Annotated in this window: 10 protein-coding genes; 2 read left to right on the top strand and 8 right to left on the bottom strand. The window is 62.7% G+C overall.

All coding sequences use genetic code 11. The features are described 5' to 3' along the window. Positions 1-33: 33 nt before the first annotated feature. A complete protein-coding gene (locus tag U367_RS0100120; RefSeq protein ID WP_028615223.1) occupies positions 34-279 on the bottom strand; it encodes a DUF2789 domain-containing protein in 246 nt (81 codons plus the stop codon). A 35-nt stretch (positions 280-314) separates the two neighbouring features. Further along, the gene (locus U367_RS0100115) at positions 315-1,919 is read right to left on the bottom strand and encodes a glycosyltransferase family 39 protein (RefSeq protein ID WP_028615222.1); all 1,605 of its coding nucleotides are present in this window, start codon (positions 1,917-1,919) and stop codon (positions 315-317) included. Positions 1,920-2,087: 168 nt separating this feature from the next. On the opposite strand from U367_RS0100115, the gene U367_RS0100110 reads away from it, so the two are divergent. After that, positions 2,088-4,256 (top strand): hypothetical protein, encoded by a 2,169-nt coding sequence (locus U367_RS0100110; protein ID WP_028615221.1) that lies wholly within the window; start codon positions 2,088-2,090, stop codon positions 4,254-4,256. Beyond that, a complete protein-coding gene (locus tag U367_RS0100105; RefSeq protein ID WP_028615220.1) occupies positions 4,253-4,957 on the top strand; it encodes a DUF3142 domain-containing protein in 705 nt (234 codons plus the stop codon). The genes U367_RS0100110 and U367_RS0100105 overlap by 4 nt, the downstream gene beginning before the upstream one ends. Before the next feature lie 129 nt (positions 4,958-5,086). Here the strand turns inward: U367_RS0100105 and U367_RS0100100 are convergent, their stop codons facing one another. The 6 genes from U367_RS0100100 to U367_RS0100075 form a co-directional block, all read right to left on the bottom strand. Continuing rightward, entirely contained in the window at positions 5,087-7,549 is a 2,463-nt protein-coding gene (locus U367_RS0100100; protein WP_028615219.1) for a TonB-dependent siderophore receptor, read from the bottom strand. A gap of 92 nt (positions 7,550-7,641) precedes the next feature. Continuing rightward, complete coding sequence (locus U367_RS0100095) at positions 7,642-8,592, bottom strand: FecR domain-containing protein (RefSeq protein ID WP_028615218.1); 951 nt, start codon at positions 8,590-8,592, stop codon at positions 7,642-7,644. Further along, positions 8,589-9,098, bottom strand: a complete 510-nt coding sequence (locus U367_RS0100090) for a sigma-70 family RNA polymerase sigma factor (protein WP_028615217.1) — start codon at positions 9,096-9,098, stop codon at positions 8,589-8,591. Before U367_RS0100090 ends, U367_RS0100095 begins: the two co-directional genes overlap by 4 nt. Before the next feature lie 74 nt (positions 9,099-9,172). Next, positions 9,173-10,618, bottom strand: coding sequence for an efflux transporter outer membrane subunit (locus U367_RS0100085; protein WP_028615216.1), 1,446 nt, complete (start codon positions 10,616-10,618; stop codon positions 9,173-9,175). Then, on the bottom strand, positions 10,615-11,673 hold the full coding sequence (locus U367_RS0100080) for an HlyD family secretion protein (protein ID WP_028615215.1): 1,059 nt from the start codon (positions 11,671-11,673) through the stop codon (positions 10,615-10,617). Before U367_RS0100080 ends, U367_RS0100085 begins: the two co-directional genes overlap by 4 nt. 15 nt (positions 11,674-11,688) lie before the next feature. Beyond that, positions 11,689-13,224 (bottom strand): MFS transporter, encoded by a 1,536-nt coding sequence (locus U367_RS0100075; protein WP_028615214.1) that lies wholly within the window; start codon positions 13,222-13,224, stop codon positions 11,689-11,691. Positions 13,225-13,283: the final 59 nt, after the last annotated feature.

Genomic DNA, 13,283 nt, shown 5'->3' with positions numbered 1-13,283 from the left:
AAGCTCACTAACGCGGTAAAACCCTAGGTTTTTTTACCCCCCTCGCCCACCCCGCAACATGAGATTCAACTCATCCACCACTTCCGCCCAATCCGCATCCTCCAGAATCTCCTCGCGCAAAAACGCCTTCTGGCTGTCCGTCCAGAAAAACGCATCCGCCAGTTTCAGCTCCGGCTTGAGCGGCGAATGCACCGCCACAAACTTTTCGATACTCACCGGGTCATCCGGCAGACCCAGCTGTTTGAACAGTGACGGCAAGCTATGCACGGGCGATTCCATGATGGGCTCCTGGTAGAAAAAAGCATTCACCCAGTCTAGCGGCAGCCCTCGGGTTGCGCCGACGGGACATTACACAACACGAACAAGCGCGCCCTGGCGCCGCCGCCATCCTGGCGACTGAGTTCGCGCCAGCCCTCAGGCAGCGGGGCGAAATCGTCCGGCGCTTCGTTGCTGCTGATCAGCCACACGCGACGGGTTTCGGCGGGCAGTGCCGACAGGTGGTCGAGGTAGATGCGTCCGCCGTCCTGGTCCACCAGGGTACCGAAGCCATAGGCATTCGGCCGGGTGGGCGTGCCGTCGGGTTTGGGCGGGGTGTAGAGCTGCAACTGGGCGTCGGTCTGGTCGTAATACACGTAGCTGAGGTACCACATCATGTCGCTGAGGACGATGCGGTCGTCTTCCTGATAGTTGCGGTTGACGAACTCCACCGGCACGTTGAATTGGTCGTGTTCGTCCACGGTGAAGTTGTTCTTCAAGCCCACCAGTTCCACGCCGACAAACAGCACGAACAGTGCTGCCCCCAGCAATGAAAACCGTGATGGCAGGCGATCGATGGCCATCGCCAGCAGGATCGGCAAGCCCAGGGCGTACACCGTCAGGTAACGCTCGATAAACACTGGGGAAATAAACGACACCCCGTAGACCAACAGCAGTGGCAACAGGAAAAACAGCGCCAACAGGCCGGCCGGCCGATAGCGGTCGCGGTCGCGCCAAGCGGTGGCAACGACGACAGCCACCAGCAGCAACGGGAACAGCCAGAACAGTGGCGACCAGAAACCGACACCTTCATCCTGCAGTACGAATTGCCAGACCATCGACGGCAGGGAGAACAGGCTTACCGGCTCTTCCCAGCCAATATCACCGCCCACCTTGAGCTGTTCGACATGCTGCACCAAGTCCAGCAGATTCGGCAGCCAAGGCAGATACAACAGCACAATCGTGGCGTTGGCCAACCACCACGCCGGGCGCGTGATCAGGCGTTGGTCGCGCGGCATCGTGACACTCAGCATGCCCAGGTAAGCCCAATGCACCAACACGCATAGCGCAGTGAAGTAATGGGTGTAGAAACCGGCCGTCATCAATACGACATACACCGCCAGATACCGCGTGCGCTCAGGCTGGCGTACCCAGTAAACCAGCGCCAGCGTGGCGCCCAGCAGCCATACACCCAGCAGCGAATACATGCGCACTTCCTGGCTGTAGCGCACCGCCGTCGGCAACAGCGCCAGCAGTATCCCCGCCAGCACCGCCGCACGGCGGGTGGACAGTTGCCGCGTCAGCCAGATGCCCAAGCCCACGACGACCACGCCGGGAATGGCACTCATGCCGCGAATCGACCAGATGCTGTCGCCGAACAGTTCGATCCAACCGCGCAGCAGGAAGAAATACAGTGGCGGGTGCACATCGTGTGCCGCGTGGAACCACAGGTCGCCCAGGGCGTATTCGCTGAGCAGCAGGCTAGAGCCCTCGTCGCCCCAAATCGCCGCCGACGTCAGGTTGTAAAAACGCAGGGCCATGGCCAGCGTCAGGATCGGCACCCACCAGAGGCGGCTGATCCAGCCGGCGCCTTCCCAACTGAGGCGGTTGAGTGCGGGTAACGTCCCGACCTTTTCGTTTTGCTCTACCACAGACCGACGCACCTCGATTCCCCCGATTGCCCAAGCGCAAACACCGCCACTCTAGGACAAAAGATCCAGGCTGGCTGCTGGAATCGGACAAATCAGTAATTTGTGCAGGGCTTCTCCGAAGCAACCGTAGGAACACGCTATTATTGCCGCCCTCCAAGGACTCAGGATCAAGGACACGTCATGCGCATCGGTTTTCTGTCACCCCTGGCACTGGCACTGCTTGCCGGCATCACCCAACAGGCCCAGGCCAGCTCTGACGACTCGTGCTACCCCGATTGGCGCGTCTCGCGTGACAGCCTCGATTCCTGCAGTAACCTGCCCTTCCTCAGCCCCGGCAACGACAGTCGCGTCAACCTGCGCCTGCTGCTGGCGGACAAAAAGGCCGAACCGCTCACGCCCAATGCTCTGAGCGAAGATGATCTGTCTCAGGGCTTCGGCCCGGTGCCGTTCCCGGTCTATCGCCTGGCGCCTATCCCCGCGACAAACGATGAGCCCGACAACAAGCCGGACAATTCACGCACCGCCGAACTCGACACCCTGCTCAAGCCCCTGGGCATCCAGCGCGACGAGTACAAGACCGCAGGCGAAGCGTTCCTGACTGGCGAGGGCAGCCGTTGCCGCAGCAACGATGATGACAGCGCCACGGCGTTCATCAGCCAGGTGATCAAGGCCGACATGCCGGCTGCTGAGCGTGAGCTGCTGATAAAAGCGCGCCTGCAACTGCTCACAGCCTGTTCGTGGGAAGGCCAGGTGGTGGACGCCCAGCAGATCCAGTCGAACGACGGCCAACTGCTCCGTACCTACCTGCAAGCCGCCGCCGACTTCTACAGCGGTCGCTTCGGTGACGCTGAGCGCGGTTTTGCCGCCGCCAGCGCCAGCCACGTGCCTTGGCTGAAGGAAACCGCGCTGTATATGACTGCGCGCACGTCTTTGAACCAGGCCCAGGCTGAAGCCTTTGACGAGTACGGCATGCCGCAACTCGAGCATGTGGATAAGTCCGCCCTGAGCCATGCCGAGGAAGGCTTTCTCGGTTACCTGAAAACTTACCCACAGGGCGACTACCTGGCCTCCGCCCGTGGCCTGCTGCGCCGTGTTTATTGGTTGGCCGGTGATAACACCAAACTCGCCGAGGCCTACGCCTGGTCGATGACCGAGGCAACGGACGCGCAGCGCAATGTGTCGGTAGATGATCTGGTGGAGGAAGCCGACCTCAAGCTGTTGATGGTCAATAGCGAAACCGTCAGCACGCCGATGATCCAGTTTGTCAGCGACCTGATGGTGATGCGCGGTGGCAACCAGCCTGCCCTCTCCCGCACCGACCTGGAAAAGCAGAAAGCTGCGTTTTCCAGCGCGCCGGAGCTGTATGACTACTTGCTCGCAGTGTCTGCGCTGTATACCGAGCATCAGCCGGACGCCGCGCTGAAACAATTGCCCCAGAGCGTGCCGTCGAGCCTGAATTACTTCGCCTTCAGCCAACAAACCCTGCGTGCCCTGGCCCTGGAAGCCAAGCAAGATTGGAAAGGCGCCGAAGCGCTCTGGCTGCAACTGCTGCCGCTGGCGAAGTTGCCGTTGCAACGCGATCAGCTTGAGCTGGCGTTGGCCATGAACTACGAACGCAGCGGCCAGTTGGCCAAGGTGTTTGCCGCCGACTCGCCGATCAGCGCCAAGCAGGTGCGTTACATCCTGCTGCGCAACGTCGCCGGTCCCGAGTTGCTGCGCCAGCAGATCGCCCAGGCCAGCGATCCGCTGGAACGCCAGACTGCGCAATTCGTGCTGCTCTACAAAGACCTGCTGCGCGGTCAGTACGCCACCTTCGCCGACGACCTCAAGCAACTGCCAGCCTCCGCCCCGGAAGATAAACTGGGCACCAGCCTGGGCTACGTCTACAGCGCCAGCCAGACCTTGAGGCTGTTCCAGTGGAACGGCGACAAAGCCGAGTCCGGCTACGCCTGTCCGAGCATCACGCAAATCGCCGCGACCTTGCAGAGCGATGCCAAACATCCACAGGGCCTGAACTGCCTGGGTGAGTTCATCCTGCGTAACGGCCTGGACGGCATGCCACTGGAACAGGCGCGCGCCGCCGGCAGCCTGGGCAGCAGTGCATCGGACTTCAAGGGTGAAACCTTCTCGCGCCTGGACGGCTACAAACAGGTGATCGGCAACGCCAAGGCACCCAAGAATGACAAGGCCTACGCCCTGTTCCGCGCCATCAACTGCTACGGGCCCTCGGGCTACAACAGTTGCGGCGGCGTCGATGTGGAACCGGCCGTGCGCAAGGCTTGGTTCCGCCAGCTGAAAACCAGCTACGCCGACACCCAGTGGGGCAAATCGCTGCAGTACTACTGGTGAAACACCTGTGGCTCGGCTTGCTGTTGCTGGCAATTCCGGCCTTCGGCGCCGTCGACGCCCGTGACTATGACGCCTTCTGGCTGTGGAGCGGGGTTACACCACAGCCGGTGCTCAAGCAGGCAAAAACCCTGTACATCCTCCAGGGCCAGATCAACTCCACGCGCCGCGCGCCCCAGCGCGGCGTGCAGATGATTGCCCAAGGCATCAGCGTGCCGCGCCTTACCGAAGGCGACATCTGGATCGTCTACCGCGCCCACACCCTGCACTGGCCCGAGCAGGTCTACCGCCAACTGTTCGGCCAGGTGCAACGCTGGCGCGACGCAGGCAATCCGGTGGTGGGCATCCAGATCGACTTCGATGCCCGCACTCAGTACCTGCATGAATACGCCGACTTCCTGCGCGACCTGCGCCAGCGCCTGCCCGCCGACCTGCGCCTGAGCATCACCGGCTTGATGGACTGGAGCAGCAACGCTGATCCGGCGGCCATCGCTCAACTCAAAGGGGTGGTGGATGAAGTGGTGGTACAAACGTATCAGGGGCGGCACAGCATCCCGGATTACGCGGCGTATTTGCCGCGGATGAATCGGTTGGGGTTGCCGTTCAAGATTGGCTTGATTCAGGGTGGAACGTGGGAGGCACCAGGGTATTTGCAGGGGAACGAGTGGTTTCGGGGGTACGTGGTGTTCTTGCAAAACCCATGAGGGTTCACCGTGGCCTGTAGGAGCGAGCTTGCTCGCGAAAGACGTCAAAGATAACGCAGCGCTATCAGGTAGCCGCGCGTCGTCCATGCGTTTTTCGCGAGCAAGCTCGCTCCTACAGTAGGTGGGGAATTACCAGTCGTAGGTCAGGCTCGACACCACCGTGCGCCCTTCGCCGTAATAGCAATCCAGGTTACTGGTGCACTGCGACACGTAGGTCTTGTTGGTGAGGTTCTGCACGTTCATCGCCAGTTTCACGCCCTTGAGTTTCAACGGCGATCGACTCAGGTCATAGCTCAGGCTGGCGTCGTAGACGCTGTAGGAAGGCACGGAAAAGGCGCCTTCGTAGTAGTCACCCAGGCTCTGGCGAGCGTAACGCACGCCCAAGCCTGCGCCGAGACCGGCCAGCGGTGTGTCGCCGAGCACGCTGTAGTTGACCCACATCGACGCGGTGAGCGGCGAGATGCCGGCCGGGTGGCGACCCTCGCGGCCATCGTTGTCCTTGGTGTATTTGATGTCGTTGCGCGAAGCCGACGCGACGATATCCCAGGCATCGCTGAGGACGGCCTTGGCTTCCACTTCCACGCCGCGTGAACGCATGGCACCGCTTTGGGTGCTGAAGGTGGTGTCGACCGGGTGGGTGGTGAGCACATTTTCCTGGTCCAGTTGGTAGACCGAGACCTGCACGAAACTCTTCTGCCCAGGCGGTTGGTACTTCACACCGACCTCGTATTGGTTGCCGGTAGACGGCTCGAATGGCTTCTGGTTGGCGTCCGTGCCGGCCAGTGGCAGGAAGGATTCCGTGTAGCTGACAAACGGCGCCACGCCATTATCGAACAGGTATACCAGGCCCGCACGCCCCGTGAAGGCCTGGTCTTTGCTGGCGAAGCGGGTGTCGGTCAGGGGCTCTTTATTGACGACGTTAGCCCAGTCGTAGCGCCCGCCCAGTACCAATGCCCATTTGTCCCACTTGATCTGGTCCTGCACGTACAGGCCGGTCTGGGTGATGGTGCGGTCCCAGCGGTACGGTTGGCCGAAATTCAGGCGCTGGCCGTAGACCGGCTTGAACAGGTCGATGATCGGCGGGTTGCGGTCGTACAAGCCGTGGAACAGCGAGTTGGAATGGTAGTAGTCCAGGCCGAAGATCATCGTATGAGAGAAGGCACCGGTATCAAATTCCGCCTGGGCAATGCTGTCCACGCCAAACACTTTGTTGTTCTGCGCCCAGTCCACACCGAAGCGTTGCAGGTAGCGTTGATCCTGTACGCCAGTGGCCGGGTTGGCGACGAAACGGTAGCCGTGCAACGGCGCGGTGTAGCGGTCGTCGACCTCGGCATAACGTGCGTTTTGCTTGAGGGTCCACGTGTCATTCAGGCGATGGGAAATCTCGTAACCCAGTGCGTATTGCTCGCGGTTGTACTGGTTGACGCCAGGCTCGCCGATGAACAGGTCGCGCTTGATCTTGCCATTGGGGTTGGCCCACAGCGTGCCGGACGCCGGTAAACCCTGGGCTTCGGGCACGCCTTTGTCTTTCTGGTACTGCGCGAACACCGTCACGCTGGTGTCATCGTTCGGCCGCCAGGTGAGGCTCGGCGCGATGAACTGGCGTTTGTTTTCGACGTAGTTGATTTCGTCCTGGCCGTCATTGGCCAGGCCGGTCAGGCGATACAGAAATTGCCCTTGCTCATCCAGTGGACCGCTCAGGTCGATGGCCGCGCTTTTGTGCTCGTAGGTGCCCGCTTCCAGTACCACTTGGTGGATCGGCGTTTCGCTGGGGCGCTTGCTGACCATGTTGACGATGCCGCCGGGCTGGTTCTGCCCGTACAGCACGGAGGCCGGGCCCTTGAGCACTTCGATGCGTTCCAGGGAATACGGCTCGATCTGCAACGCGCCACCGGTACTGCCGCCGCCATAAGGCAAGTGCAGACCGTCGAGGTACAGGGGCGTAGGCGAGAAGCCGCGAGAGGTCGGCTCATCGAACAGCTTCACCCGATCGGCGAAACCACCCGCGCTCATGCCCGGGGTGTAGAGCAACGCCTGGGTGACGCTTTGCGCGCCGCGCGCCTTGATCTCGGCGGCGGTGATCACGTTGATGGTCTGGGGAATTTCTACCAGTGCCGAATCGGTCTTGCTGCCCGATGCACTGCGCGTGGCGACAATACCGTCCACCGGACCCCAGGCATTTTCCTGGGCTTGCTGGCCGCTGATCTGGGTGGCGCCCAGTTGCAAAGGCCCGCCATTGGAAGCCGCCTGCAACGACCAACCGCCCTGGGATTGCATCGCCATCAGGCCGCTGCCCGCCAGCAGCCGCTCCAGACCCGATCCGACCCCATAGCGCCCTTGCAGGCCCGCACTGCGCTTGCCTTCGGTCAGCGTCGCGTCAACCGACAGCAAAATGCCCGACGCGCTGGCAAAGCGGTTCAGTGCCTGGTCGAGGCTACCGGCCGGGATGTTGTAGCTGCGCAGCGCCTCGGTACTTTCTTCGGCATGGACCAGCGTCGGCACCATCGGCACCATCGGCACCGTCGCCAACAGGCTGACAAACAAGCCACGGCGCAGGGCGCGGGCCAAGGGTTGGATTGGGTGGTGCGGCATTGCAGGACTCCCCGTGAGATCGCTTCTTGATTGGCTTTCAAGAGGTATCCCGAACGGGACGCAAAAACCGACAAGCGCAGGTGAAAAAATTTTCAGGCCCGTGCCTTGATCGTCACCCAGTAGCGCGTGACCGCTTGCACCTGTACCGGCAACGAGCGCTCCAGCGCGGCGAGGATGGCGTCGGTATCGTTGAGCGGAAACACGCCCGTCAACAGCAGCCCCGCCACCGCTTGATCACACCGCAGCAGCCCCGGACGGTAACGACTCAGTTGCGCCACGAACTCGCCCAACGGCTGGCGCTCGGCGATCAGACGGTGCTCGGTCCAACTGCTGGCATTGGCGCTCACCGCTGCCAACGCCGAGCTTTGGCGTTGGTTGAACCACAGGCTGTCACCGGCGTTCATCTGCACGGCTGCGCCCTGTAACGGCGTCACGCGAACGCGGCCTTCGTACAGGTCGACACGGCTGCCATCGGGCAGTTCGCGCACCGCAAAACGGGTGCCCAGCGCCTGCACGTCGCCAACTGGGGTTTCAACGATCAATGGGCGGACGGGGTCGTGGCCGCTGGTCAAAAGGATTTCGCCTCGGATGAGGCGGATACGCCGCTCGTTGGCGCTGAAACGCAGGTCGACTGCGCTGTCGCTGTTGAGGTCCAGGCGCGTGCCATCGCTGAGGGTAACGTGGCGAATCTCGCCGGTGCGGGTGCGGTATTCGGCGAAAGCGGCGTGCCAAGGTTCGCTGCGTTGCACCAAGTAGCCGCTGCCACCGGCCACCAACAGCACGCCGAGCAGCTTGAGCGCAGCGCGGCGCTGCGTGTCCGGTGTGTCGCGCAACACCGCGCGGGCGCTGTCGGCGGGCACGCTGCCGAGGGTTTGCTGCAGCTGCTGCAAACGCTGCCAGGCACGGCGATGCTCCGGGTCGGCGGCCTGCCAGCGGGCAAAGGCCTGGCGTTGTTCGCCTTGCAGGTCGCCGCCCCATTGCAGCATCAGCCATTCGCTGGCCTGCTCGACAATCGCCGGGGCGATGGGTGCGTCCTGTCTCATTCGGCGTAGGCCACTTGGTAGCAGGCGACGATGGCGCGGGTCATGTACTTCTGCACCGAGCTGACGGAAACGCTCAAGCGCTCCGCGACCTGTACATAACTCAGGCCTTCGAACTGCGACAGCAAAAACGCCTGGCGCACGTTATCGGGCATGCGGTCGAGCATGGCGTCGATCTGCATCAGGGTTTCAAGGATCAGTGCACGGGTTTCCAGGGACGGCGACTCCGGCTCGGGCAGGTGGGCGATGCTTTCCAGGTAAGCGCGCTCGATGCGCAGGCGCCGCCACTGGTCGATCACCAGGTTGCGGGCAATCTGCGCCAAGTAGCTGCGGCTTTCCTTGTCGCCGGGGAAGCGCCCGGACACCAACAGACGCAGGAAGGTGTCCTGCGCCACGTCAGCCGCGTGCTCGCGATCGCCCAGGCGTTTGCGCAGCCAGCCTTGCAGCCAGCCGTGATGGTCGCGGTACAGGAGGTGAAGCTGTTGCTGGCCGTCAGTCGCGCTGTCCATGAAAAAGCTCAGATACACTATTGAGAGCAATTATCATTACAGTTTATTTAGCGACTGACAAAAACTCTTTGTACTTAGCGCCCGGCGGTTTGCAGCGGATACACCGATTCCCAGCCTCCGCCCAACGCCTTGTACAACCCAACCATCGCCAGCGACACGCCCGTCGAGCTTTCCACCCACTGCTCCTGCGTGGCCAGTAGCGCGCTTTGCACGGTGAGCACGTTGACGAAATCCACCACGCCTTCAACATACTGCTGTTGCGCGGTGCGCAGGGCAATCTGGTTCTGGCGCACGGCTTCGGCAAGGCTGTCGCGGCGCAGTTGGCTGGCGTTATAGCGGGTCAGTTGGTCATCGATCTCATGCCAGGCACGCAGCACGGTTTGCTGGTACGCCAGCGCTGCTTCCTGTTGCTGGGCTTCACGCAGATTCAACATGCCTTGCAACCGTCCGCCGTTGAACAGCGGCAAGCTGAATTGCGGGCCGAAAGCAAAGGCGCGGGATCCCCAGGAACCGAAATCCGAGAGCTGCATGGCCTGGGAGCCGAGGCTGCCGGACAAGGTAATGCGCGGGTAGAAGTCGCCCTTGGCGACACCGATGCTCGCGGTAGCGGCGTGCAAGCGCGCCTCGGCCTGGCGGATATCCGGACGGCGCTCAGCCAGCTCCGAAGGCAGGCCAATCGCAACTTGGCGTTGGGTTTGCGGCACGGCGGCGTCTTTGGACAACTGCGCGTGCAAGGCTTGCGGCGGCTCGCCCATCAACAGGCTGAGGGCGTTGATGAGTTGGTCTTGGCGCTGTTGCAAATCTGGCAACCGTGCCTCGATGGCAGCGACTTGAGCGGCGGCTTCCGCTACGTCCAGGTCCGTGGCCACACCGTCAGCCAGGCGCAACTGTGACAGCTTGAGGCTGCGGCGGGCGACGTCGAGGTTCTGCTCGGTGACGGCGCGGGTGTTCTGTACGCCGCGCAGTTGGATATAGTCCTGGGCGGTCTCGGCGAGTACCGATAACAGCACGGCACGGCGGTCGTTTTCGGCGACTTGCAGGGTGGCGTCGGCGGCTTCGGTTTCGCGTTTGACGCGGCCCCAGAAGTCCAGCTCCCAGGACGCCGAGAAGCCCATGTCCCACTGGTTGAACGCCGAACGGCCATTGTTGCCGGACGGGTCGCTCAAGCCTTTGCCGCTGTTGCGTTGGCGCAGGTAATCACCGTTGGCATTGACGTTCGGATAGCGCTCGGCGGTGGTCACCTGGCGCACGGCGCGGCTTTGTTGCAGGCGGCTGCTGGCGAGTTTCAGGTCGAGGTTATCGGTGAGCGCGCGGCGTGTAAGCGCCGAGAGTTGCGCATCGTGGAACACGTCCCACCAGCGTTCCTGCAATGGGTCGTTGACCGCACGGCTGGCGGCCAGGCGGCCCTGGGGTTCGCTCCATTGGGTCACTTGCGGGCTCTGGGGCGTGTGGAAGTCCGGGCCGACCGTGCAGGCGCTCAGGCTGATGAGACTCAAGGTGAGCCAGGCAACTCGCTTCATTGCTGGGCCACCTCACGCTGCTGCGCGGCCGGCGAGGTGTCGACGCTGGCTTCCACCGACATGCCGACCCGCAGGCGCTCGGTGTGCGCCTGGTTGGGTTCGAGGACGATTTTCACCGGAATGCGCTGCACCACCTTGGTGAAGTTGCCAGTGGCGTTGTCGGGTTTGACCGAGGCAAATGTCACGCCCGTCGCGGGCGCGAGGCTCTCCAGATGACCGTTGAGCAACTCACCGTCGAGGCTGTCGACGCGCACCTGCACGGCTTGGCCGGCGTGCATATGGGAGAGCTGGGTTTCCTGGAAGTTGGCCACCACGTAGGCCTCCTCCAACGGCACGACCGCGAGGATCTTGCTGCCCGGCGTCACATAGGCGCCCACCCGCACTGCACGCTCACCGACCATGCCATCCACCGGCGCGACGATGCGCGTGTACGACAGTTGAAAACTGGCCAGTTCCAACGCGGCTTGGGCGCGTTTGAGCCCACCCTCGGCGGCATCGCGCTGGGCGGTGAGGATTTCCACTTGCTTGCGTTCCGCCGCCAGCACGGCTGTGGCATTCGCCAGGCGCGCGGTGGCCTGGTCGATGCGGGTCTTGGCTTGCTGAGCGTTCTGCACGGTGCCGGCGCCGACTCCGGCGAGGTGGTTGTAGCGGTTCAACTCGTGCTCGGCGAAGGCCATTTCGGCGCGATCTGCCGCGACGGTGGCCTGGGCCTGGGCGATGACCGAACTTTGCCGCTCCAGGGTCGCCGTGGCGTTTTTCAGTTGGGCCTGGGCCACCAAGGTATCGGCGTCGGCCGCCTGCGCGGCGGCGCGGAAGTCGCGGTCGTCGATCAGTGCCAGCAGTTGCCCGGCCTTGACGCGCTGGTTGTCTTCCACCAGCACCTCTTTGATAAAGCCGGCCACGCGCGGCGCCACCAGGGTGAAGTCAGCAGCGACGAAGGCGTCGTTGGTGGTCTGGTGCTTGTTGCCCAGCACGCCCGGCGCGACCAGGTACACCAACACGCCGACGGCAAATACGGCGATGATGGAGACGGCGATTTTGTCTTTGCGTTTCATGAACAGTCCTTTCTATCAAGTCGGTGCGCGAGGCGGAAAGATCCGCGTGGGCATCCAGAAAATCAGCAGGATCAACGCCACCGCGACCGCAGCCATGACGTAGTACAGATCCGAAGAAGTCAGCACCACGGCCTGCTCGTGCAGGCGGTGCGCCAGGCCCGGCGCTTCACCGTCGGCCAGGGGCGAATTGCCCAGGCGGTCGACCAACATGGTCGAGTGAAAGTGCAGGCGTTGGGTGGTCAAGGTGTCGATTACGCCGGTAGCTATCACGGCGGCCAGGCCTTTGATGGTGTTGAACCAGGCGGACGCGAACGGCCCGTCCATGGGCTGGATGCTGCCGGTGGAAAGCATCAGCAGCGGCAACACGGCCATCGGTTGCCCGAAGATCTGCAGCAGGTACAGGCCGTAGAAATCGTCGCGGATCCACTCCGATGTCAGGTGCGCACTGCCCACGCAACACAGCACCAGCATGCCCAGGCCGATCCCCAGCACCCAGCGGCAATCGACCCAGCGCAGGTTGCACAGCGTTGCCACCAGCGGCAGCGCGATCAACTGAGGGATCGCCATCAGCAGCATCACCGGCGCGGTTTGCAGCGGGCGGTAACCCTGGACCTGGGCGAGGAAACTTGAGGGGATGATGATCACCGAGGTCAGCACCATCAGCACGCCCGCCAGCACAATCAACGCGAACGACAGGTTGCGCAGGCCAAGCATCTGCAATTTAAAGAACGGTATCGGCTGCGACCATTCATTCACCATGAACAGCACCAGCAATAGGCTGCCGCCACACAGCAGGAAGGTGATCAGGCCCGACTCGAACCAGTCCAGCCGGTTGCCTTGCAGAATGCCGATAACTAGCATGCAGATCGCCGGGAAGCCCAGCAACAGGCCGCGCCAGTTGAACTGCTTGAAGCGCTCTAGGCGTAATGGATCCTGTGGCAGCCCGTAGGCCACGGCGACCATGGCCAGCAGGCACGGCGCGACGATCTGCCAGAATGCCCACTGCCAGCCGACATACTCGGTCCACAGCGCCGCCAGCGGCGTGCCCAGGCTCGGGCCGAAGGTGGCCGTGAGCGCATAGCCGGCCAAGCCGTACAGCTTGACGTTGGCCGGCAGGAAACGCAGGGCCACGGTCATCAGCATCGGCGGCAGCGCGCCGCCGGCCAGGCCTTGTACGGTGCGCAGCACCAGCAGGCTTTCGTAGCTCGGCGCAAACGGGCACAAGATGCCCAGCACAGTGAACAGGCCGATGGCGCACAGCGTGAAGCGACGTAGCGAAAAGGTCACCGAACACCAGGGCGCAAACGCCATGGCCGCCACGGAAGTCGCGGTGTAAGCCGCGACCAGCCAGGTGCCTTCGTCAAAACCGATGTACAGCGCACCACGGATATCCGCGAGGGCCACTTTGGTGACCATCTCGTTGAGGCCGGAGACCAGCACCGCCAGCAACACGCCGACCAGCCCGATGATGATGCGCGGGCCGAATACGGGTGGGGTCATGGCAGTAGGTTTGGCTGCGGCCGCAAGGGTGGGGGCAGCGAGGGAGGTCATGAACAGGTAACTCGGAATGTTAAATACCCGAGCAGTTTAATCAGGCACACACATGACAA

This window comes from Pseudomonas canadensis, assembly GCF_000503215.1.
Lineage (GTDB): Bacteria > Pseudomonadota > Gammaproteobacteria > Pseudomonadales > Pseudomonadaceae > Aquipseudomonas > Aquipseudomonas canadensis.
This window is presented reverse-complemented; position numbering and strand designations above follow the sequence as displayed.

Excerpts from the sequence above, each read along its gene's own strand:
- U367_RS0100120 (WP_028615223.1), bottom strand. The coding sequence starts at position 279 with ATGGAATCGCCCGTGCATAGCTTGCCGTCACTGTTCAAACAGCTGGGT.
- U367_RS0100110 (WP_028615221.1), top strand. The coding sequence starts at position 2,088 with ATGCGCATCGGTTTTCTGTCACCCCTGGCACTGGCACTGCTTGCCGGC.
- U367_RS0100100 (WP_028615219.1), bottom strand. The coding sequence starts at position 7,549 with ATGCCGCACCACCCAATCCAACCCTTGGCCCGCGCCCTGCGCCGTGGC.
- U367_RS0100095 (WP_028615218.1), bottom strand. The coding sequence starts at position 8,592 with ATGAGACAGGACGCACCCATCGCCCCGGCGATTGTCGAGCAGGCCAGC.
- U367_RS0100090 (WP_028615217.1), bottom strand. The coding sequence starts at position 9,098 with ATGGACAGCGCGACTGACGGCCAGCAACAGCTTCACCTCCTGTACCGC.
- U367_RS0100085 (WP_028615216.1), bottom strand. The coding sequence starts at position 10,618 with ATGAAGCGAGTTGCCTGGCTCACCTTGAGTCTCATCAGCCTGAGCGCC.
- U367_RS0100080 (WP_028615215.1), bottom strand. The coding sequence starts at position 11,673 with ATGAAACGCAAAGACAAAATCGCCGTCTCCATCATCGCCGTATTTGCC.
- U367_RS0100075 (WP_028615214.1), bottom strand. The coding sequence starts at position 13,224 with ATGACCTCCCTCGCTGCCCCCACCCTTGCGGCCGCAGCCAAACCTACT.